Below are 25,633 nucleotides of genomic sequence, written 5' to 3' on the forward strand. Positions count from 1 at the left end.
TGTAAAAAAACCAGCCTCCATCGGCTGGTTTTTTATAGATTTGATTCTTGTGGTGTTGAATAAAGAAGTTGAAGTAAACGCGCTTGTTCTTGCTGATTGATATCTGATTTATCCACCAATACTTTTTGCTGTTTTAATATATTAATTAAATCTATTGGTACTGACTCACCATTTCCAACAATCTCAACATGACCTGCTTTTACGGTTACTAAATCCGTGTTCACGCCATCATCAACTTGATTATTTGATTGTTCATTAACGCTAAAAACGTAATCGTCCTCAATACACTCTCCTTTGTCATTTTCCTTACGACACGAATTACGCTCATCGGTTTTGACTACTAAATGCTGAGAGACAGATGCAACAAGTTCACCTGGTTGCTCAATAAAATCAGCATTAGGTGGGATCTGTTGATATTTTTCTCCCGTCACGGCATAACAAATCAAATCGACAATACCTAACGAGAGAATACGTAGTGGCGTTATTCCACAATGCGATGAAATTTCAATACCATTAAAGGGAGACGAGACCGTTGTTAATTGCACTTTCTTAGCCGTGACCGTTTGTTGGTCTTCTCTTTCTGAAGTTAATGCACGTCGAGCAACTAATCCTCCTTGGCTATGACCAATGACATGCAGATCTTGATTCGGGTTTTGAGTTGATAGTTGATTTAAAGCCGTTACTAGCTCACCAGAGGTTTCTTCTAAACTCTTTCTATCATCATATTCAAAACAAATAGCTTGTTGGTCATATAATCCATATACATCAGCCAAAGTCTGAAAACGTCCAGCAGACGAAAAGCACCCATGAACAATAATCGTTAAGGGTTCATCTGGGTTTAAGTGAATTGAGTCATTACCTTCGTTATTACAATGTTTTAAACCAGCAATTTGTAATGTTTGTTTTGTATGAGCAACCTCAGAGGTATCTACGTCCGGTTTTATGTCTGAAGGTGATGCACATCCCTGCATTCCCAAAAGTACACTCATAATGACATATAGAAAAAAATCCTTTTGTTTCATTAAGCCAACCTACTTATCAAAGATACACATAATGATAGAGTATTTTTTAGTCTATTATTACTGTAATACGTAGATTCTTTAGGCATGTATTTGAGCCTTGTGAAGTTTATCGAATTTCTTTTTGATCTTTTAAGCAATGACTCTAAACAGAACAAGTGGTAAATATGAATAAAGAGCGCATTTTAATTATCAATAAAAGGCTTGCTTTAATAGGCGTTGTTATTATGACTTTAGTTTTTTCCTATTTTCAAGAGGGCGAGAAGGACACTATAGCACAACCAAAAGTACCTTCATCTTGCTCACAAGAAAAGTAACTTTTATCACATACTTAACCATTCCAGCCCTATTTTCTTGTGTGACATTAGTTCACACTATTAGGATTCACTTCAATCCAATAAAACCAAATACGATTGCGCTCACAATACTCTTTATTTTCAAGTAATAGGATTAAACTATGTTTACTCTTTGGAATAAAAAATAATGAAACGCACCCTACTTACCCTTTCTCTTGCTGTTATTTTCTCTGGCTCACTGTACTCGACGAATGTTGATGCTGCTTTAGATACCGTTCAACCACAAGTTGACTATACAGAGATGACCTCTCAACGTCAGGTTGTGGATCAACTTTTAAATGACGCTTATCAGGTATTTAAGAACCCTTCACGTATTTCACATGCAGGGTTTACGGCGAAGATGCCAAGCAACATGGAGATGATCACTAACCGTCTTCTTGAAGCTTACCAACTTGAACCTTATCGTGTTGATCTACTTTTTTCTGCTGCTAATGCTCAGATCTATAACAGCAATGTTGACCGCGCAATCGAACTCTTTACTCAAATTTTAAGCGTGGCTCCAGATGATGTAGATGCACATTCTTATCTTGTGATCTGGCAGAACTTCAAAGGGAATAAAAGCGAAGTTACACGCCACTTAACGGCATTAGAGCAACTTAATAAAGGCCGTGTTGCAGATCTGAAGAAGATAATGTCAACCATTGACCGAATCGTTGAAACACCATTGAGTAATACCATCAAAAAACAAGGTAAAGGCAAAAATGCCATTATTACTTTAGGCTATGCTCTGAACCCAGATGGTAGTATGAACCCAATCTTGATTGATCGCTTAAACGCAACATTGGATATGGCGAAGAAAAACCCTAACTCATACATTGTTGTAACGGGAGGCGTTCCTAAAAACCACAAAACCGAAGGCAAACTGATGGCTGATTGGTTGGTGAAAAACGGCATTGATGCATCACGTATCATTGAAGATAATTACGCAAGAAGCACTGTTGAAAATGCCTTATATAGTAGCTATGCATTAGCTCGACATAATATCGATCATGCCACTATCATCAGTTCTGCAAGTCACGTTCGTCGTGGACAAGCATTATTTGAAGTTGCAAGTTGGCAAACAGGCCCTAAAGGGATCACGTTTGATACTTACTCTGCCAATGATCGCCCACTTGAAGAGCTAAAAGTGCCTACAGATAAAGAACTATTAGGTATCTACCGAGATGCATTACGCGTTTATGGTATGTGGAGTTACCGCTCTTACCCATTAGAGCAGCGTTAATACGCTGGTTATGCTCTCCCATAATAATAAAAAAGGTGACATTCAATCGTCACCTTTTTTAATACATTTAAATACAAACTAGCTTGGAACAACAAAAGTCATTTGTACTGCACCAATAAAGCATGCAGAACGACATAAACCACAGCCATTACATAAAGAGGCGTCCACTTGTGGCAACTTTCTAGGTTCTATAATTATCGCTTTCTGCGGACAGGCATCAGCACACACTTCACACCCTCCAGAAAGTTTATTATTACAACTTGAAATAAACTCAGGTTGTAAATTGATAACACCTAACTCTTTACCTAGAGCGCCTGAATCACATACCAACTGGCACTCTCCACAAAAAGTACAGTGATTGTAATCAAGATTCAATTGAGGACGAGCATCCACCATCTCTATTACATGTTGAGGACATGCAGTAGCGCACTGTTCACAATCTTGGCAAAGCTCTCTGAATAGCCCCTCTTCGATAGCATAAGGAGACCTTGCGACTGTTGGTTTAATTGTATTTTGAGATGACTCTTTTAACGATTTATTTGCACCAGACAATAGCCCACGAAATAAACCACGTCGGCTTACTGTTTTATGCTCTAAATAAGAACGATAATAGTTTTCATCTCTTTTATCTTTCATTAAAAATACAACTTATATTCATGTGGTGTAATATTAAGTTCTTTTTGTAATGCAGTTAACCAACCAACAGTAATATCCGATAATGTTTTATATACATCAGTTTTACTGTGTTTTTTAACTAACTCTAAATAATGATATGACCAAGGCAATAAATGCTCTGAAAGTAGCTCTGAAATAACACTTTCATCTTTTTCTTGATCGATCATCATAGCCATTGCTAATAAAGAAAGCCCAAACTGATCTTCTGGCTCCCTCATTCCTGTGTTTAACTCAATATTATGGCTAAGTAAAAACTGGCGGAAACGTAAAGTTGAATCACCAAATATAACTTGTTCTCTATCTAGGTATACTGAACCCCAAGGTGGTGCAGGCATAACATCACACCCTTCAAACAAACGCTGAAAATCATCTGCAACAAGTTCATTATCTGTCGCTTCATACGCTCGGATAAAATCTGAAAACTCAGTATCATCCAAATCTTCACTTTGCTTAATATAATTTATGTATTGAGTATTATTCTCATTATTTAGTGGATAATAAAAAAGACTACCAAATAATTTTGCCGCAGCACTTATGTTTTCCATTAATATTCTTATATAAAAATTTAACCATTGATTTAAATCTTACTATAAGTGTTAAGGTTTTTTTTGTTCTCGCTCAACTAAATTCACTATTAATATATTCAATATTTAGCAAAGTTATTCTTCCTATGAAACAACATTCCCAAAATCGATACATTTAAGCTTATTAATAGTCATATTTATAACTCAGTCTCTTTTGCTTGATCAAAAACAATGTTTATTTATATATAAAAATTAAATTATGTGAATAACTACCCATAGAGAGGTAGTGATCGTAATGATAATAATTTCCATCGGAACATATCAATCCCAAGATATAACTTAGAGAATGTCGATACATGAAATTAAAACAATTGCTAACCCCAAAAATAAGCCGCCGCAGTTTTGTAAAAGGCGGGTCTATATTGGGTGGAATCACAGCTATTACTAGTGGTATAGCGCTTCCTTTTGCTTCTCGCTCTGCTTCTGCTGCACCACAACCTGCAACGGCTGAAGATAAAGTCGTTTGGAGTGCATGTACTGTTAACTGTGGCAGCCGCTGCCCATTACGTATGCATGTGTCTAATGGTGAAATTAAGTGGGTCGAAACTGACAATACTGGTGATGATGAATATGGAAATCACCAAGTAAGAGCTTGTTTACGTGGCCGCTCAATGCGCCGTCGTGTTTATAATCCTGACCGTTTAAAATACCCAATGAAGCGCATTGGTGCTCGTGGTGAAGGTAAATTTAAACGTATTAGCTGGGATGAAGCTTTTACAGAAATTGCAGACAACATTAACCGTATTAAAAAAGAATATGGTAACGAAGCAATTTACCTAAACTACGGAACAGGTACTCTAGGTGGTACTGTTACTAAGTCTTGGCCTCCAGGTGGCAGCTTGATTGCTCGCTTAATGAATTTGAATGGTGGCTATCTTAACCATTATGGTGACTACTCAACGGCACAAATTGCTGAAGGTTTAAACCATACTTACGGTGGTTTTGCAGCTAATAACTCACCATCAGATTTAGAAAATACCAAATTAATCGTTCAATTTGGTAATAACCCAGCTGAAACTCGCATGTCTGGTGGCGGTGTTATCCATCATTTCATGGAAGGTAAAGCGAAATCTAATGCTCGCATGATCGTTATCGACCCGCGTTATACTGATACCGCAGGTGGCCGTGAAGATCAGTGGATCCCTATTCGTCCAGGAACCGATACAGCTTTCATTGCTGCGATGGCTCACGTCATGATCAAAGAAGACTTAGTTGATCAAGCCTTCCTTGATAAATATTGTGTTGGTTACGATGAAAAAACACTTCCAGCATCAGCGCCTGCAAATAGTGATTATAAGTCTTATATTTTAGGTCTTGGTGGTGATAATACTGAAAAGACACCAAAATGGGCGTCAACAATTACTGGTATTCCTGAAGACATTATCATTAAAACTGCTCGTGAAATCGCTTCAACAAAACCGTGTGCAATTATCCAAGGCTGGGGCTTACAACGTACCGCTAATGGTGAAATTGCTTCTCGTGCAATCTCTATGCTAGCTCTTCTAACTGGTAATGTCGGTATTAACGGTGGTGGTACTGGTGCTCGTGAAGGTAGCTCAAGCATTCCATTTGTTCGCTTCCCAACGCTTAGTAACCCAGTAGAAGCCTCTATTCCGATGTTCTTATGGACAGATGCAATCGTTCGTGGCCCTGAAATGACAGCAACGAAAGATGGTATCCGAGGAAAAGAGAAACTGGATGTGCCAATCAAGTTTATTTGGAACTACGCTGGTAACTGTATTATTAACCAACATGCTGATATCAACCGTACGCATACTATCTTACAAGATGACAGCGCCTGTGAAATGATCGTGGTTATTGATAACCACATGACATCATCTGCAAAATACGCGGATATCGTTCTACCTGATCTAACCACCTCTGAGCAATCTGATTTCTGTATGGATGCGTCTGCAGGTAACATGCCTTACTTTATCTTTGCTTCTCAAGCGATCAAACCTCAATTTGAAGCGAGAAGTATTTATGATATTTGTACCGGCCTTGCTGATAAATTAGGTGTGAAAGAAGCATTTACTGAAGATCGAGATCAAGAAGGTTGGCTACGTCACCTCTACCAATTAACACGAGCTCAAGATCCAAGCTTACCTGAATTTGATGCTATGCGTGAACAAGGTATTTATAAGCGTAAAGTTGACGAACATTTCGTTGCTTATAAAGAGTTCCGTAAAGATCCTGAAGCCAACCCGCTTAAAACACCAACAGGAAAAATCGAAATTTATTCTGAAAAACTGGCTGAATTAGCAAGTTCGTGGACACTAAAAGAAGACGAAGTTATTCATCCTCTTCCAATTTATGTACCTAACTTTGAAGGCTATGAAGAATCAAAAACGGGTAATTACCCACTTCAATTAACTGGATTCCATTATAAAGCTCGAGCTCACTCAACCTATGGAAATGTAAGCATCCTAAAAGATGCAGCACCTCAAGAGATGTGGATTAACCCAATGGATGCTCAGCAACGTGGCATTAACAATGGTGATTTAATCCGTATCTTTAATGACCGTGGTGAAGTGCATATTGCAGCAAAAGTGACCCCTCGTATGATGCCGGGCGTAGTTGCTCTTGGCGAAGGTGGTTGGTATGCCCCTGATGGTCAAAGAGTTGATCACGGCGGTTGTATTAACGTACTAACAACTCAACGTCCAAGTCCGTTAGCAAAAGGTAATCCGCAACATACGAACTTAGTAGATGTGCAACTGGTTAAGAAGGCATAAGGGTTAAATAATGAAACAATACGGTTTTTATATTGATTCAAGTAAGTGTACTGGTTGTAAAACATGCCAACTTTCTTGTAAAGATAACAAAGACTTGGATGTCGGTGTTAATTTTCGTCGTATCTATGAGTATGCAGGTGGTGATTGGCTAAAAGAAGGCGAAATTTATCGCCAAAGTGTGTACTCATACTACCTATCTATTGCTTGTAACCATTGTGATGAACCTGCTTGTACTAAAGTATGTCCATCAGGTGCAATGCATAAACGAGAAGATGGATTCGTTGTTGTCGACGAGGAAGTTTGTATCGGTTGTAAATATTGTACGATGGCCTGCCCATATGGTGCACCTCAGTACAATGAAGAAAAAGGTCATATGACAAAATGTGATGGTTGCTATGAACGTGTTGGCCAAGGCTTAGAGCCGATTTGTGTTGGTTCTTGCCCATTAAGAGCTCTTGAATTTGGTCCAATTGCAGAGTTACGTGAAAAATACGGAACAAATGCAGATGTCGCTCCTTTGCCTTCATCATTAATTACAAAACCAAACATTGTGATTAAACCAAACCGTAACGCTCGTCCAACAGATGATCAAACGGGTCATCTAGCAAACCCTAAGGAGGTATAACATGGCTTGGCATGAATGGCCGCTGATTTTATTCACGGTACTCTCTCAAACTGCTGTCGGTGCCTTTTTAGTATTAGGTTGCGTAACGTTAAGTGGTAAATTATCACAAGATGAAGATGTACGATTACATCGTAATATGTTCTTTATCTGGGTATTAATGGGACTAGGATTAATCGCATCAACAATGCACTTAGGTAGTCCACTTAGAGCATTTAATGCGCTTAATCGTGTTGGTAGCTCTTGGTTATCAAATGAGATCTTTGCTTCTAGCTTATTTTTTGCCGCAGGTGGCTTTTACTGGCTGTTAAAAGTGGTGAATAAAGGCTCTGATGCATTGAAAAAAGGCTTATTGCTCATCTCTATGGTTATCGGTATTGGTTTTATGTATGCCATGATCAAGGTGTATTTAATTAATACCGTACCAACATGGAACAGCATTTACACACCAATAATGTTCCTATTAACCATGGCTATATCTGGTCTAGCATTTGCTCACACGTTATTGGTCGCGACTAATCATAAACACGCAGAGTTAAATAATGCTTTACCAGTATTTGCATCAATTGCTCTTGCTATTAGTTTAATTGCAACGGTTAGCCAATTGATTGGGTTGAGCCATATCAGTTCTGCAATCATTCTTGCATCTGACATCATACCTAACATGGCAACACTTCAAGTTTTACGCCTTGGCTTATTATTTGTTGGCTTTATTCTGATGTTTTCACCACGTTTGATGTCAAGCCAACCAAAGCTTCCAGTAATATTATTAAGCTTTGTTTGTATTCTCGTGTCTGAACTTATCAACCGAGGCGTGTTTTATGGATTACACATGTCAGTAGGCATGTAATTTAAACACCATATATCGGCTACTTTTAGGCAATAATGTTTCATGCATTATTGCCTTTTTTACATCTACTTCTTATCAAATACGAATACTAAAATAACCACTTATATTTTCGATTAAAGTGTTCAACCTCTCCCTTTTCACTCCACAGTTCACTTATCCATTGACAGTTTTAAAAATACGAGTATTTTCGGTAAAAATTATAATTTGAACCTCGTCGCAATAACTTTGATGAATACTCATGAGTTTTTACATAAAAAAACAACATAGATAATGCATTGTTCACTTTAATGCTTCTTATTTTACTTCTATTAAAAACTTTTATCCGTAAACTACCCAACCTTCATACGGTTTAAATATTTTGTAACGAAAAAATGACTCGTAATCAAATAGATGGATTTACATTAATTGAACTTATTGCAGTAATTGTTTTAATTTCAATTATCTCACTCAGCGCAAACAGCTATTTCTCAGGAATTAGTAGTGTTTCTGCACAAACATTAGAAACGGAATTATTGCGTTCATTACGTTTAACCCAAACTCGAGCTATGAATCGAAACGGTTACTGTAACCGATGGCTAATTAACGAAAATCGTGCACAACAAGTTAGCCTTGATAAAGAAACTGAATGTGCAACCTCATTCCCAGATGCCCAGCGCAATAATGAGTATCTTGAAAACCAAGACCTCACCTACGTGGCTATTTTAGAAAAACAAAATGCCTATTTCGCATTACAGATAGGAAACCAATACAAAACATTAGCGACGCCTTTTGCTTTTGATTTTGATGTAATGGGACGCATAAAACAGTGCCAAAACACATCATGTGAAATTTTAATTACCGCCAAAACACAAACTAAAATTTGTATCGAAAAAGAGGGCTATATCCATGCTTGTTAAACATCAACAAGGGTTTAGCTTAATTTCGATTGTGTTATCGATAATTATAATGAGTGCGGCTTTACTTATCGTAACCACTTCACTCGTTCCTCGTTCACAGCATAATGCTGAATTAATGTACTCAACAAAAGCATCTGAATTGGGTGCTGCGGTGATGGATGAAATTGTAGGTCGTCAATTTGACCAAAACAGTGGCCCTAATGGTGGATTGCCCCCATGTAATAGCCCTGAAGGGGAACAATGTACAACCATTAGCGGATTAGGAAAAGATACGAACCCTATTACCGGTGTAGAAGAATCAAATCGAACCCTCTACAACGATGTCGATGACTTTAATAAACTATCTGGCTCAGTAAAAGATGTATTAGGTAACGATTTAGCTGGTATCTACCCTAACTTCTCTATTTCTATTAAGGTTTTCTACGACGCTAATTTAGATGGAGAACCTGATGCTATTAGTGGAAACAGAAAGCGTATTGTTGTTGATGTGGTCGACCCATCAGGACAACACTACGTATTTTCAGTGATTCGAGGTAACTTTTAATGAAACGAACTCTTGGATTTACTCTACTTGAGATGATTATTTCTATCATTTTACTTGCGGTGGTTGGTTTGTCTCTTGGTGCCATAATTCAGCACAGTATGTCTCTTTATGCGGACACAACAACGAGAGAAGAGTTGATCCTTCAAGGACGTTTTGTAACGGAACGTATGCACAAAGAAATTCGTGATGCGGTACCGAACAGCGTAGAAGTCAACCAAACGACACAATGCATAGAGTGGCTACCAATCACAAATACGGCGGTTTATGAAACCTTACCTTTAGCACCTGCTAAATCAACCGAAATTCGAGTGTTACCTGAACATGGATTCTCAGCGGGTGATCGCATCGTCATCATGCCAGTTAACGCTCAAAATTTACGTTCAACGTTACCAACCAATGGCGTAAGTCGCATGGCTGAAGTAAAGCGTGATATCGATTTTCAGCCAAGTGAAAATGCACACATGATTGATGTGATACTCACTCGCTCAACTAGCTTTAGTGCAAACTCTCCAGCTCACCGACTGTATGCTTATAAAACACCCGTCGCTTATTGCTTAGAAGGAAGTCGATTATATCGCTATGCGGATTACCCTCTTTCTCGTGCTGAATTATCACCACATGAACTTAGCGTAGGCACTCGTCAATTAATGGCTGAAAAAATCAAACTCGCCACATTCAATGTTGAACAAGCGTCTTTAGTTCGTAATGGCTTAGTAAAAATGCAATTTGTTTTCACTGATAACAATGAAGAGGTGCAGTTGGATCATGACGTCCTTATCGCCAATACGCCTTAATAAATCTCAACGAGGTTCCGCTCTGATCCTGACGATTTTTGTTCTTATCGTCGTCGGTTTTATTGCGTTGATGGCAACGAAGAACCAACAAAAAATGAGCACACATGTCGTGACCTCTATTATGGGAACTCGCACTAATATGGCAGCTCAATCTGGGACACAAATTGAGATCAGTCGTTTCTATATGGAAAAATCAGGCAGTTGCTTTGTTGCAGGTAATCCACCAAGTGTTTATATCTTCTCGGGTGATGGATTATCGCAATGTGAAGCACAAGTAAAATGCAAACCTATTGGAACATTAGATTCTGGCCGAAAAGTATACAGCTTAACAAGCACAGCCACCTGTAAATTTGGAACCACCACTTTGCAACGTATTATTGAAGTAGGTATTCGTAGTGATGACTAAACCTTTCTCTCGTTCACTGATTATTTCAGCGTTTAGCTTATGTTTAATGCCATTGAGCGCATTCGCTTTTCCAACGATTAATCCAAATACTTACTTTCCGGGGATAGCTCAAGGGCATTCAATAAAGTGCTCTAGCCCAAAACAACTGACCATGTACAACGATGCAAAAATCGAAGGTACACAAGGTCGTAGTTTGGACTTTTGTTCAAGTATCAGCCAATACGAATTGCCAGATGACAGCTGTGATGATGGCAATGGTGGCTATCACCAATGTTCAATCACAGGAAGAAATACACCAGCCCTTAATTTAGGTTCATTTATTCACAACAACTCTTCTCGCTCAGAAACTTGTGATTCGGGCACATCTTACTTTGATAAGAAAAAATATTCGAATATCACCTTACGTGGCACCTGTGATGGTTACCTAGGTCATAATAGCCAAGAGCAGCTAATCAAAACGCTAACATTAGAAAGCACTCAAGTCACTTTAAGTTCAGGCGATTACTGGGTCGAGAATTTAAATATGTTCGGAACAGCACATATTAATGTGACTGGGAGCGCTCGTTTATTTGTAAAAAATGACATTCAATTAAACAACGATGCAAAAATAACTAAAACAGGAAATGGTTCACTTTTCGTTATTGGTTATGATGATATTTACCTCAACGATAATAGTTATATCGAAGGCTATGTTTACGCTTATGATAAATTAACCTTAAACAACCAATCTCATATTGATGGTCGAGCCTCTAGTCGAAGTCTATTTATGGAAGGCGATGCCTATATCAACAAAACACTAACCCCACCGCCAATACTTCCACCAGCGGCGTTATCTCTACGCTTAGATGAGAACTCATGGAGTGGTGCAATTGGTGAAGTTAAAGACAGTTCTGGTAACGATTTTAACGGCACAGCCAAAAACCGAATTCAACCAAAGAAAGACAACCCGGCACTGCCTGTTGATATGGCAAACATGGGGACATGTGGCTACGGTGACTTCAAAAAAAGCCAAACGCAATACATTGAAGTACCACATAATAGTAAGTTATCTAACGAAGATACGATTACAGTAAGTGCATGGATCAACCCTAGCTCTTACCCTTCTTATAATCGCTTAAATACCATTGTATCTAAAAATGGAAACTATGAATTTCACCTAAACTCTCAAGGCCAAATAAATTGGTATTGGGAACTAAAAGATACTTACTATCCAATAAATTTAACCACAAGAGAAAGCATTCCTCTTAACCGTTGGTCACATATCGTGATCCGCTATGACGCTCATAACACACATAAAGCGTCTATTTTCGTTAATGGCGTGGAAGTTCGTTCAATTATAGAGCCAGTCTATCCTCTCAAACACTTAAAAGAAAATACACAACCATTACAAGTGGGTAATGATTACGATTTAACACGTACTTTTGATGGTTTGATTGACGAAGTAAACGTTTATGATCAAGCACTGACTGATGAGCAAGTTAATCAACTTTATCAGCAACGCCACCCATGTCCTGATAACGTCGAAATGACCTGTTATGAAGATAATTTCGACAGTCTAACCACAAGTTGGGTAACAAGCCGAAGCAGCGGTTCTTTTACGCCAACAGTCATAAATGGCCGTCTGCAATTAACACAAGCGCGAAGAGCACAATCAACCGCCTCTTCTTACCAATATTTGTACCCTGCGCTTGGTAATAAAATCGAAGTTGAATTTGATTACATGGCCTATGGCGGCAACGGAGCTGATGGCTTAGCTATTGTATTTTCTGATGCCGAGGTAACCCCACAAGCTGGTGCTTTTGGTGGCCCATTAGGCTATGGCTTTAAAAATAACTCAGAGGCCGTTAAACCCGGATTTACGGGCGGTTGGCTTGGTATCGGTCTCGATGAATACGGTAACTATTCAAAAGAAGGCGGGTCTAAAAACTACAACTCTTATAATACAGCTCAATCTATTGTTTTACGTGGTTCTGGTGCACGATATTCAGGCTATAACTACATCACAGGGACTCGTGTATCTCCAGATATTGACAATAATAATGGCTACAATAGAACACATCGTTACCGTATTACTATTGACTCAACCAACCGAAATAACGCAAATGTAACGGTTGAGCGTAGTATCGTAAATGCAGGGCACGCACCTAACTTTAATAAAGTGATTGGGCCTATTGACGTATTAAGACCACAATACAATCAAGATGAGCCACCTGAAAATTTCATCATGTCATTAACCGGTTCAACAGGTCAGCTTTATAACACCCATGAGATTGATAATTTCAAAGTGTGTGCACTTTACTCAAAACCAATTGGAGAGCAAATTGATCACTTTGAATTTGATCATTCAGGACAAGGGTCTACTTGTGATGTTTCTAATGTCACATTACGTGCTTGTGCTGACGAATCTTGCTCAACTCTATTTACTGAAGATGTTGATGTTACCTTAGATACCAATAATTTAGGTGGCGATGGTTATTGGTTAAATGGCAATAATATTACGGTTAGAAACGGGATTGCTAATTTATCAATAGGTAAACCAACCCAAGGTAACGTTAAATTGGATGTTGTGAGTTCATCACCATCAACAAAACCATTTAGTCACACGCTATGTAGCATTAATGGCCAATCATTGAGTGATAAAAACTGTACCCTTAACTTCGAATCAGAAGGTTTGACGGTTATTGTTCCTGATAAATTAGCCAATAAACCGGTTGAGGCTACCATCAAAGGCTGTGGCAGCTCATTTACTGGTACCAAAAACATTCAGCTATGGTCTGATTACATTACACCAAAGCAAAGTAATTTAATTGGCTCACCTACACTGTATGGATTAGTAAATAATTCATGGAAAGACATTGGAAAACAAGAAAGTGCCGCAACCACATTCGCATTAAACTTTACCAATAACGAAGCAAAAATAACGCTAAATTACGCAGATGCTGGCCAGCTGCAACTAAATGCTAAATATCAAAAAAGTTACTATCAAAACATTGAAGGCAGTGACTTATTTGTCAGTATTCCTGTTGGTTTAAGTGCTTATGTTACTGACAAAAATAACTCAAGTGCTAACAGCAATTGTTCATCTGAAGACGTAAGCTGCTCTATTTTTGCTCACGCCGGTGAAACCTTTAATTTAAATGTAAGAGCGCATGCATGGATGGGAGATAACGACACCTATCTTGCTGATAACCCAGTGACACCAAACTACGCTCAAGATAACTTAATTTTGGATCATACGTTAATTGCTCCTTCTCAACAGTTAGGAGGAAATACAGGTAACTTATCGACCAACCACTACGATCACCAAATAGCACAAGGGAGTACCAACCGTGTCCCTCAAAGTATTAGTGAAGTGGGTGTATTTGACATATCGGTTACCCCACCAGAAGGCTATTTAGGCAGTTCTGCTTATCAAATTAAAGCGGCAAATACAGGCTCTATTGGTCGATTTACTCCTGCTTACTTTAATGTATTGGGAGATAAACCAAGCATTCAAAAGGGTTGTAATGATTTTACTTACATGGGACAAACGTTCAACTTTACAGAATCGCCAACATTAAGTCTTTATCCGTTATCTGAAACGGGAACCTTATTACAAAACTACACAATTGGTTCATGGTGGCGTTATAACAACGGTTGGAATTTAAGAACCTATACGGCTTCACCATCCAATATGTCTATCATTGATAGTGAAACCCTTTCCGTTTTAGGTCACCGCTCTGGTTTCGCAACGCCGGGAAGCGTAATTAAGTTACCAGCACAAGCTAAAATGCAGCTGCAAGGGGCGAATTTACGCTACATCAAACCTTTCAACCCTAAAGCCCCCGTTGAAGATACAATAACGCTGCAATTAGCGGCAGATGACTTAAGAGACCAAGACCAAATTTGTCATAAAACCAATGCTTCTGGTGTTTGTCTGGGTTACGCATTTCCAGCCACAGATACTCAACGACAAGAATGGGGTCGTATCACTATGGAAGATGCATATGGCTCTGAATTGAATGATCTTGAATCTAAAATACAAACGGAATCTTATACCGGCAATCGATTCGTCAAAATCGATGACAGCTGTACCGTTTTATCTATGCCTGAGTTCAGTTTTGATGTAGGTAAAGATCCTAATGCACTACCCGTAGGAAAAGGGACAACAAAAGCAAGTTTAGATAATAGTCATGTTGAAGATGGCTCAACAAGTATGACATTCACAGCACCAGGTAATGGCAACCAAGGACAAGTTGTACCAACGCTTTCTTTATTAAACTTACCGTGGTTGCAACAAGATGCTGATAATAACCAATCTTTTGAAGATTCTATAAAAGCGATCATTCATTTTGGCATTTATAGAGGAAGTGATCGTATTATATGGAACAGAGAACAAACAAACTGATCATCAAAAGTAAGGATTGATAATGAAAGACGAATACAGTTACCCAATTGGCATTAAAGGCCAACCTTGGGGAGAGCAAGAAAAAGCAGCATGGCTTTCAACGATGACAGTAAAACGCTCATATCAAGAAGAAGTCGTAACGAAAATCACGGCTCTATCTGAGCGTTTCGACGTATCACAATATGGTGCTTTATCTTATGATACTGAACGCTTTCCGCTTCTGTGTATCAAAACAAAACAATGGGATGATACAAAACCAACATTGCTGATCAGTGGTGGCGTACACGGTTACGAAACCTCTGGAGTTCATGGCGCGCTGCAATTTGTCGATACAAAAGCTGAGCACTACAGCCAATGGTTCAATATTGTTGTTGCTCCTTGCGTAAGCCCATGGGGTTATGAAGTGATCAACCGTTGGAACCCAACAGCGACGGATCCTAACCGCTCATTTTATCCAAATAGCCCAGCAGAAGAGTCAGCAGGGTTAATGGCATTAGTTGCTTCATTAGATGCACCAGTATTTGCTCATATCGATTTGCACGAAACAACCGATAGTGATGAAACAGAGTTTCGCCCAGCATTGGCTGCTCGTGATGGTATCGCTTACATTGAAGGCTACATTCCAGATGGTTTTTATACGGTTGGAGATACAGAAAAACCAGCTCCAGAGTTCCAAAAAGCCATTATTGATTCAGTTCGTACCGTAACTCACATTGCGCCACCAGATGAAAACAACCAAATTATCGGCTCTGATGTGGTTCAAGAAGGAGTCATTAATTACCCGACTAAAAAGCTAGGATTATGCGCAGGCTTAACTGATGCAGATTACGTATCAACAACGGAAGTCTACCCAGATAGCGAAAAAGTAACCGATCAGGAATGTAATGACGCTCAAGTTGCGGCAATTGTAGGCGCTCTAGAATACCTATTAGCTCAACGATAACGATTTCGTTCTCTTATTTAAAAAATAGATGATATCGTTCAAAAAGAAATCATTTTGAATGATTCATCTATTCCCTCTCTCATTATTGATTACTTAAGAAACAATAAAAAACATATTATAAACAAATAATATAAAATAACGAAACAAACGACCACAAAACACCATTACTTACAATATTTAAACGATGCTTTTTTGAGAATATCGTACTTTGTTACATTCTTTTGATGATAAAATACGAAAAGTAATTATCTAACAGAGACCCCTTATGTGGAACAAACTAAATAAGTCCATGATGTTTTGCCAAATGATGTTTGGCTTATCATTTTATGGCGTAATGGTTATTTTAACTCGCTTTTTCCTTGAAGAACTAAATTACAGTGAAGCTGACACCATGATGGTTGTTGGTGCTTTTTCATCAATTGGTCCATTATTTGCGATTGCTGGTGGATTCATTGCTGACAAATTTTTAGGTGCTTACCGCTCACTAACCATTAGTTACTTTGGTTTTGCTACTGGTTATGCACTACTAGTGCTTGGTTCATATACTACAAATGTTCCAATGGCGTTGTGTGGTATTGCATTAGCGAGCTACGGCCGAGGCTTAATGTCGCCTTCTTACCCAAGCCTGTACAAACGTACTTTTGATACTCAAGAGCATTTTGAAAACTGCTACCCAGTAAACTATTCAGTCAATAACGTTGGTGCTCTACTAGGCCAATATCTATTCCCGATGTTTGTTCTTGTTTTAGGGTTCCACGGAAGTTTCTTATTATCATGTGTTCTTGCTTTATTAGCTTTTGCGACTCTAGTGATCTTCCGTAAACCACTATTAACCGTTGGTGCTCATATTGATCAAAAACCTGTAAGTATGCAAAACTGGATGTCATTTCTAATCACATCAGTAGCAATGATTGCCTTGGTTTTCTTCATGTTCTCAAACATGGATATTGGTCAAAACATTGTTTATGCCATTGGTCTTGCAGCTATCGGTTACTTCGTAATTTTAATGCTGAAATCAAAGAAATCGGATGCGCTTAAAATGGGCACTATCCTAATCATGACAGCGCTAACAACGGCATTCTTTGTCTACTACGGTCAAATGATGACATCAATGACCATGGTAACGATCAATACTATGCGCGGTGATTTATTCGACCTTATTCCTATCGCACCTGAAGCATCTATGGCAATGAATCCACTGTGGTGTATCGTTGCAGGTCCAGTTATTGCGATGATTTTCTCAGCACTTGAAAAACGCGATATTCATTTTTCGACAGCGACAAAAATCGGCTTCGCATTCATCTTAACTGCGACCGCTTTTGGTATTTTAACCATGGCGGTAATGGGAGTGGGTGAAGATGCGATTATTCGTCCAGAAGTATTCTTACTTATTCACTTCTTCCAAGCATTTGCAGAAGTAATTGTAGGTAGCTTAGTGGTAGCCTTCATTCTGTCTGTTGCACCAAAACATATCGAAGGCTTCTCCGTAAGTCTATTCTCTGTTGCGATGGCATTAAGTGGCATCATTGGCGCAGTATTCTCGACATCTATTGCGCAAGAAAAAGGCCATGTCATTACTCAAGAGTTTGTACAAACAGTATATGGTAGTTATTTCCAATTACTCACTGTACTTGCGGTAGTGATGGTTGCCATCGCTTTTATTGCTTCATTAATCATTCGTAAGATGCTTGAAAGCAGTAAACAAGCTGAAGAATTAGAGTTGAAAGAGCAAAAAGCATAACGCTTTGTCCTAATATTCAAATAGACATTCTTATAATTCAAAGCCTCACAATGTTGTGAGGCTTTTTTATATGTTCTTTGCTCCCCACGATTTTAGCATTGCTTCCAACTCCGCAGCTTTATAAGGTTTACTTAAAGTATCGTCCATTCCAGCGTCTATACACGCTTTAACCTCTATTGAGGTGGTTCCTGCGGTTAATGCTAAAATAGGTTTTCTATACCCTTGCTCTCTTAAACGCTTTGTTGTTTCAAATCCATCAAGAATCGGCATTCGACAATCCATTAAAACAATATCAACCTCATGATCTTGTAGATAGGTTAACGCTTCCATACCGTCGTTGGCAAAATCAGGAGTTATTCCAAGTTTCTTTAGCATCATATTTAAAATTACTTGGTTCATTTTAATATCTTCAACCGCGAGAATAGACAGATTCTCAATTGGAAAAGACAACTGATTATCTTCACTTGAACGCATTTGTTGTTCATAAACCACAGTTAATGGCAGCTTAACTTGAAACTCAGAACCTTTACCTAACTCACTTTTAAAACTTAACTCGCCAGACATTTCATCAACGAGTAATTTACAAATAGATAAGCCAAGCCCCGTACCTTCAAATTGCCTTTGGCTTGAGTTATCAACTTGAGTAAATGGCTCAAAAAGGAATTTTTGCTTGTCTTGTGGGATCCCACATCCCGTATCAGAAATGATCAACAATAAGGCCTTATCTTGCCAGCCAACCTGTAAACTGATGTATCCTTTTTTGGTAAATTTAAATGCATTACCAATTAAGTTTACTAATATTTGTTGGATCCTATCAATATCACCTAAAAGCTCAGGTGGTAAGTTATCAGCAATATGAATATCAAATCGTAAGCACTTTTCTGCCATCTGTGGTGTAAAAATCTGCTCGATAGTTTTCACTAAGATACAAGGTTTAAAATTCGCCACTTTAAGCTCTAACATTCCCGCGCTCATCTTACTAAAATCAAGCAAATCATTAATTATGATCCTTAGCATTTGACCTGATTGATGAATCGTCTCTAGAAGTTTATTTTGATAATCCGTTATTTGTGTATCTTCCATCAGTTCAGCAGATCCTAATAAACCATTTAACGGCGTTCTTAACTCATGGTTTATCATAGCGACGAAATCCCTTGTAGCCCTTTCTGAGCTTTCTGCTCTTTTTTTCTCTTTAAGGGTTTTATCAAGTAAATATTTACGTTCAAACGCAGCGTTAATCATTTCAGAAATCAGACTAAACTGTTTCTCGATTGTATCGCGCCACATTGTATTTGGAGAGGCAGTAAAAATAAGCTGAATTGCGCCCGATTCAATATTTTCAAGCTCAAAGAAAACTGTCATCTGAGTTAGACTTTCATTCCATTGAACAGGATGTGCAGCATGAGAAAGAGGCTCAAAATCACGCGTTTTCCCAGCGTATAATTGAGTGAGTGTACCATTAACATTAGATGAAAAAGACAAACACACTGACTGGATACTATTGAGACAACCTAAATCATTAACTAAGCTCTGCAACAACATTTGTGTAGGTTGCTCTCTTAATAATCGTTGGTTGTAATCCAATAAAATAGAATCGAGATAACTCTTAAACTCGAGTAAAACAACGTCTTTTTCCGCCTTCTCTTGGACAGTAAACAATGTATCTTCTACTAATTGCTTTGCCATATAGAGTTCATGACTTTTACGTTCCAATAGCTCTTCAGCCGCTTTTCTTGCTGCCTTTTCTCGTTTAATTTTCCGATTCAATAATTCAATTGTTTTATCCGCATCCATTTATTTGCCTTAATCTTTTATGATTTAGTTAAGGTGAAACGAACTTGAGAACCATCATCTAAAACAGGAGCCATCTGGATATCAATGCTCTCATTAAAATGCTCTGCACAACCTAAAATTAATCCAAAACAAACATGAGAGAAGCAACGAGCAGAAATATAGTCCATCACCATTTCAGTCTCTGTACTTGATATAAACTTAAAGCGAGGGGGATTAGCTTCGGCGTATAACTTCTTCACTTCTAAGTGAATGTAGCTTTCTACTTGTTTGATAAATTCAAACGTATTTAATGCCTGTCCATCTAACTCTGGCATACTTTGAAACAAGGTAAGAAAAATGGATTTACCATACACTTGTTGTAAATCTTCAATGCTTATGCCAGTGACTTTACTCAATGATATAATAAGCTTCACCAAATGCTTGTGATCATAAGTACCAACAGCGGTATAAGCCCCTTCATCATCATTTTCATCCAACATTTGCTGACAAACGTCTAACCCAAATTTATCTTCAACTAACTCTAAAAACTCTGAAAAAATGATCCCTTTCATAAACACTCCTTTTTATCTTCATTTAAGTGTAGGAAAAATTAGAAAATTTACCAATACTCAAAAAGATAAGGAGGCCGCAAATAAAGTACATCAACAGACAAAATAGATAATAAAAATACAATTTGGGATTACATTCGAATAATTAATATATAAATATCTTCTATATGGATACCAAATCCTATAAAGTCTGCGCTCGCTTCCATAATTATCAAAATAAAGACACCTTTTTGACAGTTTATTCTATAAACTAACTAAATATACTTATAACTAACTTGCAGAAAATCAAAAATGAAAGCACCTCTTTCGTTCATATCATTATTAGCACTTCTTTCTGGCTGTAGTCCTGAATCCCAATTAATCTCAAATACAGTAACTTGTAATAATGACGAATATATATTGTCGTTACCTGAAGATATTTCTGCATATCGTCATGCGATGGCTGAGTTTTCACAAATAGGTGGAACTAACCCATTACAGTCGACCTCTTATAAAAATAAGTGTATTCCAAAAACATCATTTAAAGATTTATCTCAAACAAGTGCTCAAGAAATTTTCGATGCCACCTACAAAGATGCGGGAAGAGTAACGCACTTTAGAATTAAAAATAATATTGCTTATGTAGAATTAAAAGCAAATACAGAGGGATGGGCTGGCGTCTCTGCATCATTAGCTGCAGTAAACCCAATTATAAAACGTAATTTATTTTTAAACAGTAAAGTTGAAGAAGTTATTGTTGGTGAAATAAAATAAAAAGCCATGGTAGTAGCTACCATGGCTTATCTATTAAAAACTTTTTTAAAGTATTAGTTTACTGAGTAATTAATAGCGATATCTTCAGATGAACCGGTAGTTAAACCAATAATTTTTAAATTAGATGTATGGCTACCTGATTCAGCTGTATTCACACCACCGATAATAGCAACTTCTTCATTACTATCTACAGTTGCACCTGAATCTACAAATAATTGCTCAGGAGTAACCGCTTGGTTCAAACCATATGACGGTGTGTTAGTTCCTGGAGTTACGATGATGTTGTTGCCATATTCAATCTTATATTCAACATCAGCAACTGACTCACCATCAACAATTAATGGTAAACTATATGAAGCAGCACCAGCACTTGCATCAATAGCTTCATTTAATTCTTTTCCATCAAGGGTAACAGTGCTAGGTGAATAAATGTGAATACCTGCATCATCTAGCAGTTTTGTACCTGTAACACTTGTTCCTAGAACATATTTTGGAACGATATCTTGAGTATAATCATTAACGATTACATCATATTTAACCGTTGATGTATCTTGAGAGCCCGTTGTTAAACCAAACACAGTAATAGTATGAGAGTTTGTACCAGCTGTTTCAGTATCAACATTACTTGTTTCTAAAATCATGTACTGTTCATCAGCAACAACTGTCGTTAAACTATCAGTAACTAATTGAGTATTTGTCACGCCATCATGTTGAAAATAAGCGGGTGTTTTTTGTTGTTCATGAATAACAACAGATGCAGAAGCTACGCTAGAAAAAACAATTGCAGTCGAGCAACATAATAGCGTTTTTTTAAAGATCTTATTCATTTTCATATTCCATATATTTATATTAAAAACTGACGTTAATTATTATTAACGGAAAAATGTTACTAATATATACAGACATCACTCAATACTTATTTAAATAAACCAACAGAATATGCAAATATTTAAGCAAAAAACACTTTAATATAAAAAACGTACATATTTAAACTTAATTAATATAAAAATAAATATCTGAAATAAAAACGACAAGCATTAAAATAAAGAATAAAAATGACAATAAATACGCATTATTCATCATAAAACGATCCTATTGTCGTCATATATGCAAAAAACGCATAAGCAACTTTACAAATGGTCATTTGCCTCATTACCTCGCTTTCCCTACTATTCGCGCTCTTATTTTTTAACCCTAAGAGCGCGGCATGTTTTCACAATCCATTTTCGCTCAATTGGTCAGAATGAGTGTGTTACTGGTTTTAAGTCTAATAGCTGTTCATAACTCACCCGCTTTATTAAATTTACTTGCTCAACAAGCAGTAAATAGCGGTTGCCACCAGCAAACAGGTCAAGACCATAGCCATCATCATTCTCACCATCATCACTAAGAGCACATTATGAGTATTTTTCGTTTTCCACCACTAGTATGGCTTGGGATCGGGATTTTAATTATCAGTCTAGGGATCAGACAATCATTCGGCATTTTTATGATGCCAATTTCAGAGCACTTCCAAACCGGTCGTGAATTTTTCAGTTTTGCTATTGCACTACAAAACCTTTTATTTGGAATGTTCCAACCATTTATAGGCATGGCATCTGACAAATGGGGTTCTAAACGTATCATTATTATTGGTGCTATCGCTTATGCAGCAGGCCTTGCTTTAACGTCTATAGCAACTGAATCAAGTATGCTTTATGTCTCTCTTGGCGCATTAGTTGGTCTTGGATTAAGTGCGACAAGTTATGTGATCATTTTAGGTGCAGTGGCAAAAGTCGTTCCTGCTGAACATGCAGCTAAAGCATTTGGCTTAACCACAGCTGCGGGCTCATTTGGTATGTTTGCCATGATCCCCGGCGCACAAACACTACTACATGATTTTAATTGGCAAATCGCAATACAAGTGTTTGCAATGTTATGTGCACTGATGGTGGCTTTTGCATTATTCATGAAAACCGCCAAACCAAGCTCACAAACAGCAGTAATAGAAGATACTCAAACTCTTACTGAAGCGCTAAAAGAAGCATTTTCACACAGAGGGTACTGGTTAATTCATGCTGGTTTCTTTGTATGTGGCTTCCATGTCATGTTTATTGCAACGCATTTACCAAGTTATTTAGCGGATAAACACTTACCTGCATCAAGTGCGGCCATGGCTCTGGCTTATGTTGGCATCTTCAATATCTTTGGTTCTTATTTTTGGGGTGTAATGGGTGACAAATTCAACAAACGTCATGTTATGTCTGCCTTGTATTTTGTCCGCACTATTGTGATTGGTGCATTTGTAACGCTACCAGTTACTGAACATACAGCAGCTATCTTCGGTGGTGCAATTGGTTTCTGTTGGTTAGGAACGGTACCACTGACCTCAGGCTTAGTTCGTCAGATCTTCGGTGCTCGTTACTTATCAACCTTGTATGGCTTAGTGTTCTTTACTCACCAAGTAGGAAGCTTTTTAGGCGCTTGGGCTGGTGGTCGTATTTACGATTATTACGGTTCATATGAGCCAATTTGGTGGTCTACAGTTGTACTTGCTTTCTGTGCGGCATTAATTCATTTACCAATAAATGATAAACCAGTAGAAAGACTGAGATTACAAAGCGTATAAATACGTCTCAAGGCAATATGAATAACAAAGCCGATACTCGTCATGGGCATCGGCTTTTTGCTGTCTATTAGCTATTCAATGTTATCAATTAATACAAACGCTCAAATTCTGGAATAGCTAACTTTCCTCTTAACAAAAGAAAGTTTAGAAAGCGAGATGTCGATGTCGTAATGATCTTATCTTCTGCAATCTCGTATTTTTCAAGTAATGCTATCGCCAGATCTAACCGCGCAATTTCCTCACAAAAATGAGCATCAGAGCCTGTTGTAAAATACACACCAATCTCTTTGCCTATTTCAACAATTTTATCGCAGCGAACATCACTTCCTTTACGGCTTTTTCCTGTTAACGATGTATTGTTTACTTCTATCGCAACGTTATATTCTTGTGCGCATTGTAGGACTCGTTCAATATCAAACGGATAATTAGGGTTTCCTGAATGGCCGAGCACATCAATACGCCCACTTTTTATCACATTAAGCAAAGCGGCTGTATGCTCTGCTTCACTTGCAGGCGCAAATACAGGTTCATGAAAACTCGCAATAACCCAGTCTAAATGTTGATCTGATGAAAAAGGTAAATCTATTTCACCCTTCACATTTAATATATTTGCTTCAACACCACGCAGAATACCAACTTGATGAAGAAAGCGGGGCAAAATTCTCTGATTATTGAAATACCAGTAATGGGGGGCACCCGGCATCTCAGGAGCATGATCAGTGGTACAAAGAAGTTTTAACCCCTTATTCTGTGCAGATTGTGCGTTTTCAATGATCGTACTATAAGCATGACCACTAGCAAGAGTGTGTGTGTGGGTATCAACAACAACGTTCATTTTCCTCTCCTACTGAATTTCAAATGATCCATTTTGATTCATATACAAATTCAAATCAGCTTTAATACTGTGATTGAGTACTTTCTCTACATTTATCGCATCTGAATTCTCATAAAATGCTAATGCATCCTCTTCTGATACTCCACCTCGTATTTTACGATTAACCAATCTGTCTTTTAAAAACTCCGCGTCCGTATCAATAAATACAGTAAAATCAGCAAGTTTATATAGTTCGCTCCAAACAGGTTCGTCCAGTAATAACCAGTTCCCTTCTACAACTACAATATTTTTATTAACCTGAATTGCATCATCAACAGGATCATGCAAATTACGGTCATAATAAGGCCACTTTGGTGCCTGAGTTTTCAGCTGTTTTAATTTACGAATAAGATCCGTGAGATTAAACGTTTCAAATCCACCTTTAATGCTTCTTAACGAGATAGTTTCGCCATTTCTTTGTGTAGTATTACTTTCTAAAATTTCATTGGTGTAATGAAAACCATCAAATGGCAATACCTGAAGAGGCTCAATGGACGAAGATTGTTGAGATAAATACTCCCAAAATGCAGCCAATGTTGACTTACCACTTCCTGGGGGAGCGCAAAGAAAAATAACGACTCGTTCTTCTTGCTCTTGGTATAACCGAGTAAATTTTTCCACTAACGGTTTGTGAATTTTTGCGATGTCTTTATCTGGAAAAAACGCTTCGGTATCAAAACCACTAACATTTAAATTCACTTTCATTTGGAAACCTTATTGAGTGATTTCCTCTTCTAGCTTTTCTAATAACATTTCACAAGAAAGTTTGAGAACGGTTTTTATTAGAGATTCATATCTCATTTGAGAAAAGACTTCAAAAGAAGAAAACTTTAACTGATTGATTGACTCAAGATAAAAGCTGTCTTGCTGTGTTGATAATATCGCTTGGTTACTAATAAAGTCATAGATCATATCATCACCAAATGACAGTTTATCTGGCTGACTTTGCGCGTATTCTAAAACTTGGGCATACAATCCAATATCTGCATAAGTTTCCAATGAGATCTTTCCCATAGCAAACATCAATTTAGATACCACATCTGTTGTCACAAGCGGACCATCTTCTTTTAAAAGTGGTTCAACGGCATACTCCATAACCAATTCATCTTGAACAAAGATATTCGGTAGTAATGCTTTTAATTTGAGATTAATTAATTTGTTAGAAGCATGAAGAAATGACGTTGCATCATCACATTCTTCTACGGTTTCTAACAATTCAACATTTTGTGACAAGGCTTAAACCTCTCTGTATGTGGTAACCTCTAGAGGCTACCACATAAAG

23 protein-coding genes are annotated in these 25,633 nt (G+C 37.8%); 14 read left to right on the forward strand and 9 right to left on the reverse strand.

Annotation, left to right across the window (positions count from 1 at the left end):
- Positions 1-32: 32 nt before the first annotated feature.
- Positions 33-1,022 carry a triacylglycerol lipase gene (locus tag HC728_RS11020; protein ID WP_190395489.1) on the reverse strand — a complete coding sequence of 330 codons (990 nt, stop codon included), beginning with the start codon at positions 1,020-1,022 and terminating at the stop codon, positions 33-35.
- A 480-nt stretch (positions 1,023-1,502) separates the two neighbouring features.
- On the opposite strand from HC728_RS11020, the gene HC728_RS11025 reads away from it, so the two are divergent.
- Positions 1,503-2,597: a YdcF family protein gene (locus HC728_RS11025; RefSeq protein ID WP_017019898.1), complete on the forward strand. Its 1,095-nt coding sequence runs from the start codon at positions 1,503-1,505 to the stop codon at positions 2,595-2,597.
- A 78-nt stretch (positions 2,598-2,675) separates the two neighbouring features.
- Here the strand turns inward: HC728_RS11025 and HC728_RS11030 are convergent, their stop codons facing one another.
- Both HC728_RS11030 and dmsD read right to left on the reverse strand, forming a co-directional pair.
- Complete coding sequence (locus tag HC728_RS11030; RefSeq protein ID WP_017019899.1) at positions 2,676-3,233, reverse strand: ferredoxin-type protein NapF; 558 nt, start codon at positions 3,231-3,233, stop codon at positions 2,676-2,678.
- Positions 3,233-3,817, reverse strand: a complete 585-nt coding sequence (gene dmsD / locus HC728_RS11035; RefSeq protein ID WP_063649931.1) for a Tat proofreading chaperone DmsD — start codon at positions 3,815-3,817, stop codon at positions 3,233-3,235. Before dmsD ends, HC728_RS11030 begins: the two co-directional genes overlap by 1 nt.
- Before the next feature lie 335 nt (positions 3,818-4,152).
- Between dmsD and HC728_RS11040 the strand changes: the two genes are divergently transcribed.
- The 10 genes from HC728_RS11040 to HC728_RS11085 all read left to right on the forward strand — a co-directional run bounded on the left by HC728_RS11040 (position 4,153) and on the right by HC728_RS11085 (position 17,774).
- A complete protein-coding gene (locus HC728_RS11040) occupies positions 4,153-6,591 on the forward strand; it encodes a DmsA/YnfE/YnfF family dimethyl sulfoxide reductase (RefSeq protein ID WP_190395490.1) in 2,439 nt (812 codons plus the stop codon).
- Between the two features lie 10 nt (positions 6,592-6,601).
- Positions 6,602-7,216 (forward strand): DMSO/selenate family reductase complex B subunit, encoded by a 615-nt coding sequence (locus tag HC728_RS11045; protein ID WP_005421848.1) that lies wholly within the window; start codon positions 6,602-6,604, stop codon positions 7,214-7,216.
- 1 nt (position 7,217) lies between these two features.
- Positions 7,218-8,063, forward strand: coding sequence for a DmsC/YnfH family molybdoenzyme membrane anchor subunit (locus tag HC728_RS11050; RefSeq protein WP_190395491.1), 846 nt, complete (start codon positions 7,218-7,220; stop codon positions 8,061-8,063).
- Between the two features lie 371 nt (positions 8,064-8,434).
- Complete coding sequence (locus HC728_RS11055; RefSeq protein WP_065621292.1) at positions 8,435-8,959, forward strand: Tfp pilus assembly protein FimT/FimU; 525 nt, start codon at positions 8,435-8,437, stop codon at positions 8,957-8,959.
- A complete protein-coding gene (locus tag HC728_RS11060; RefSeq protein ID WP_190395492.1) occupies positions 8,949-9,503 on the forward strand; it encodes a type II secretion system protein in 555 nt (184 codons plus the stop codon). Before HC728_RS11055 ends, HC728_RS11060 begins: the two co-directional genes overlap by 11 nt.
- Positions 9,503-10,297, forward strand: coding sequence for a type II secretion system protein J (locus HC728_RS11065; protein WP_065598159.1), 795 nt, complete (start codon positions 9,503-9,505; stop codon positions 10,295-10,297). The genes HC728_RS11060 and HC728_RS11065 overlap by 1 nt, the downstream gene beginning before the upstream one ends.
- Positions 10,269-10,703 (forward strand): MSHA biogenesis protein MshP, encoded by a 435-nt coding sequence (locus HC728_RS11070; protein WP_065598160.1) that lies wholly within the window; start codon positions 10,269-10,271, stop codon positions 10,701-10,703. Before HC728_RS11065 ends, HC728_RS11070 begins: the two co-directional genes overlap by 29 nt.
- Positions 10,696-15,090, forward strand: a complete 4,395-nt coding sequence (locus HC728_RS11075) for a DUF6701 domain-containing protein (RefSeq protein ID WP_190395524.1) — start codon at positions 10,696-10,698, stop codon at positions 15,088-15,090. The genes HC728_RS11070 and HC728_RS11075 overlap by 8 nt, the downstream gene beginning before the upstream one ends.
- Positions 15,091-15,112: 22 nt before the next feature.
- Complete coding sequence (locus tag HC728_RS11080; RefSeq protein ID WP_005421840.1) at positions 15,113-16,033, forward strand: M14 family metallocarboxypeptidase; 921 nt, start codon at positions 15,113-15,115, stop codon at positions 16,031-16,033.
- A 265-nt stretch (positions 16,034-16,298) separates the two neighbouring features.
- Complete coding sequence (locus HC728_RS11085) at positions 16,299-17,774, forward strand: peptide MFS transporter (protein WP_190395493.1); 1,476 nt, start codon at positions 16,299-16,301, stop codon at positions 17,772-17,774.
- 66 nt (positions 17,775-17,840) lie between these two features.
- On the opposite strand, the gene HC728_RS11090 is transcribed toward HC728_RS11085, so the two are convergent.
- Positions 17,841-19,568, reverse strand: a complete 1,728-nt coding sequence (locus HC728_RS11090; protein WP_190395494.1) for an ATP-binding protein — start codon at positions 19,566-19,568, stop codon at positions 17,841-17,843.
- A gap of 17 nt (positions 19,569-19,585) precedes the next feature.
- Positions 19,586-20,119, reverse strand: coding sequence for a nitric oxide sensor HnoX (gene hnoX, locus HC728_RS11095; protein WP_012535379.1), 534 nt, complete (start codon positions 20,117-20,119; stop codon positions 19,586-19,588).
- Between the two features lie 288 nt (positions 20,120-20,407).
- Between hnoX and HC728_RS11100 the strand changes: the two genes are divergently transcribed.
- A complete protein-coding gene (locus tag HC728_RS11100; RefSeq protein WP_065598165.1) occupies positions 20,408-20,869 on the forward strand; it encodes a hypothetical protein in 462 nt (153 codons plus the stop codon).
- 53 nt (positions 20,870-20,922) lie between these two features.
- On the opposite strand, the gene HC728_RS11105 is transcribed toward HC728_RS11100, so the two are convergent.
- Positions 20,923-21,696, reverse strand: coding sequence for a hypothetical protein (locus HC728_RS11105; RefSeq protein ID WP_012534831.1), 774 nt, complete (start codon positions 21,694-21,696; stop codon positions 20,923-20,925).
- A gap of 380 nt (positions 21,697-22,076) precedes the next feature.
- Here HC728_RS11105 and HC728_RS11110 point away from each other — a divergent pair, with 380 nt between their 5' ends.
- The gene (locus HC728_RS11110; protein ID WP_026029387.1) at positions 22,077-22,259 is read left to right on the forward strand and encodes a hypothetical protein; all 183 of its coding nucleotides are present in this window, start codon (positions 22,077-22,079) and stop codon (positions 22,257-22,259) included.
- Between the two features lie 9 nt (positions 22,260-22,268).
- Positions 22,269-23,477 carry an MFS transporter gene (locus tag HC728_RS11115; RefSeq protein ID WP_190395495.1) on the forward strand — a complete coding sequence of 403 codons (1,209 nt, stop codon included), beginning with the start codon at positions 22,269-22,271 and terminating at the stop codon, positions 23,475-23,477.
- 88 nt (positions 23,478-23,565) lie between these two features.
- Here the strand turns inward: HC728_RS11115 and HC728_RS11120 are convergent, their stop codons facing one another.
- Genes HC728_RS11120 through HC728_RS11130 form a run of 3 tightly spaced genes read right to left on the reverse strand, consistent with a single transcriptional unit; the run spans position 23,566 to position 25,584 of the window.
- Complete coding sequence (locus tag HC728_RS11120) at positions 23,566-24,312, reverse strand: phosphatase (RefSeq protein ID WP_065604488.1); 747 nt, start codon at positions 24,310-24,312, stop codon at positions 23,566-23,568.
- 9 nt (positions 24,313-24,321) lie between these two features.
- Entirely contained in the window at positions 24,322-25,056 is a 735-nt protein-coding gene (locus tag HC728_RS11125) for a nucleoside/nucleotide kinase family protein (protein ID WP_012535470.1), read from the reverse strand.
- A 9-nt stretch (positions 25,057-25,065) separates the two neighbouring features.
- Entirely contained in the window at positions 25,066-25,584 is a 519-nt protein-coding gene (locus HC728_RS11130) for an MltR family transcriptional regulator (protein ID WP_155650900.1), read from the reverse strand.
- Positions 25,585-25,633 lie beyond the last annotated feature (49 nt).

The sequence above is a fragment of the Aliivibrio sp. S10_S31 genome (genome assembly GCF_014694495.1).
Taxonomy (GTDB): Bacteria; Pseudomonadota; Gammaproteobacteria; order Enterobacterales; family Vibrionaceae; genus Aliivibrio; species Aliivibrio fischeri.

What these genes read in the sequence shown, in the direction of transcription:
- HC728_RS11085 (WP_190395493.1), top strand. Translation starts at nt 16,299, where the DNA reads ATGTGGAACAAACTAAATAAGTCCATGATGTTTTGCCAAATGATGTTT.
- HC728_RS11125 (WP_012535470.1), bottom strand. Translation starts at nt 25,056, where the DNA reads ATGAAAGTGAATTTAAATGTTAGTGGTTTTGATACCGAAGCGTTTTTT.
- HC728_RS11080 (WP_005421840.1), top strand. Translation starts at nt 15,113, where the DNA reads ATGAAAGACGAATACAGTTACCCAATTGGCATTAAAGGCCAACCTTGG.
- HC728_RS11065 (WP_065598159.1), top strand. Translation starts at nt 9,503, where the DNA reads ATGAAACGAACTCTTGGATTTACTCTACTTGAGATGATTATTTCTATC.
- HC728_RS11100 (WP_065598165.1), top strand. Translation starts at nt 20,408, where the DNA reads ATGAAAGCACCTCTTTCGTTCATATCATTATTAGCACTTCTTTCTGGC.
- HC728_RS11105 (WP_012534831.1), bottom strand. Translation starts at nt 21,696, where the DNA reads ATGAATAAGATCTTTAAAAAAACGCTATTATGTTGCTCGACTGCAATT.
- HC728_RS11115 (WP_190395495.1), top strand. Translation starts at nt 22,269, where the DNA reads ATGAGTATTTTTCGTTTTCCACCACTAGTATGGCTTGGGATCGGGATT.
- HC728_RS11075 (WP_190395524.1), top strand. Translation starts at nt 10,696, where the DNA reads ATGACTAAACCTTTCTCTCGTTCACTGATTATTTCAGCGTTTAGCTTA.
- HC728_RS11120 (WP_065604488.1), bottom strand. Translation starts at nt 24,312, where the DNA reads ATGAACGTTGTTGTTGATACCCACACACACACTCTTGCTAGTGGTCAT.
- HC728_RS11090 (WP_190395494.1), bottom strand. Translation starts at nt 19,568, where the DNA reads ATGGATGCGGATAAAACAATTGAATTATTGAATCGGAAAATTAAACGA.
- HC728_RS11055 (WP_065621292.1), top strand. Translation starts at nt 8,435, where the DNA reads ATGACTCGTAATCAAATAGATGGATTTACATTAATTGAACTTATTGCA.
- HC728_RS11050 (WP_190395491.1), top strand. Translation starts at nt 7,218, where the DNA reads ATGGCTTGGCATGAATGGCCGCTGATTTTATTCACGGTACTCTCTCAA.
- HC728_RS11110 (WP_026029387.1), top strand. Translation starts at nt 22,077, where the DNA reads ATGTTTTCACAATCCATTTTCGCTCAATTGGTCAGAATGAGTGTGTTA.
- HC728_RS11060 (WP_190395492.1), top strand. Translation starts at nt 8,949, where the DNA reads ATGCTTGTTAAACATCAACAAGGGTTTAGCTTAATTTCGATTGTGTTA.
- HC728_RS11020 (WP_190395489.1), bottom strand. Translation starts at nt 1,022, where the DNA reads ATGAAACAAAAGGATTTTTTTCTATATGTCATTATGAGTGTACTTTTG.
- hnoX (WP_012535379.1), bottom strand. Translation starts at nt 20,119, where the DNA reads ATGAAAGGGATCATTTTTTCAGAGTTTTTAGAGTTAGTTGAAGATAAA.
- HC728_RS11045 (WP_005421848.1), top strand. Translation starts at nt 6,602, where the DNA reads ATGAAACAATACGGTTTTTATATTGATTCAAGTAAGTGTACTGGTTGT.
- HC728_RS11025 (WP_017019898.1), top strand. Translation starts at nt 1,503, where the DNA reads ATGAAACGCACCCTACTTACCCTTTCTCTTGCTGTTATTTTCTCTGGC.
- HC728_RS11030 (WP_017019899.1), bottom strand. Translation starts at nt 3,233, where the DNA reads ATGAAAGATAAAAGAGATGAAAACTATTATCGTTCTTATTTAGAGCAT.
- dmsD (WP_063649931.1), bottom strand. Translation starts at nt 3,817, where the DNA reads ATGGAAAACATAAGTGCTGCGGCAAAATTATTTGGTAGTCTTTTTTAT.
- HC728_RS11070 (WP_065598160.1), top strand. Translation starts at nt 10,269, where the DNA reads ATGACGTCCTTATCGCCAATACGCCTTAATAAATCTCAACGAGGTTCC.
- HC728_RS11040 (WP_190395490.1), top strand. Translation starts at nt 4,153, where the DNA reads ATGAAATTAAAACAATTGCTAACCCCAAAAATAAGCCGCCGCAGTTTT.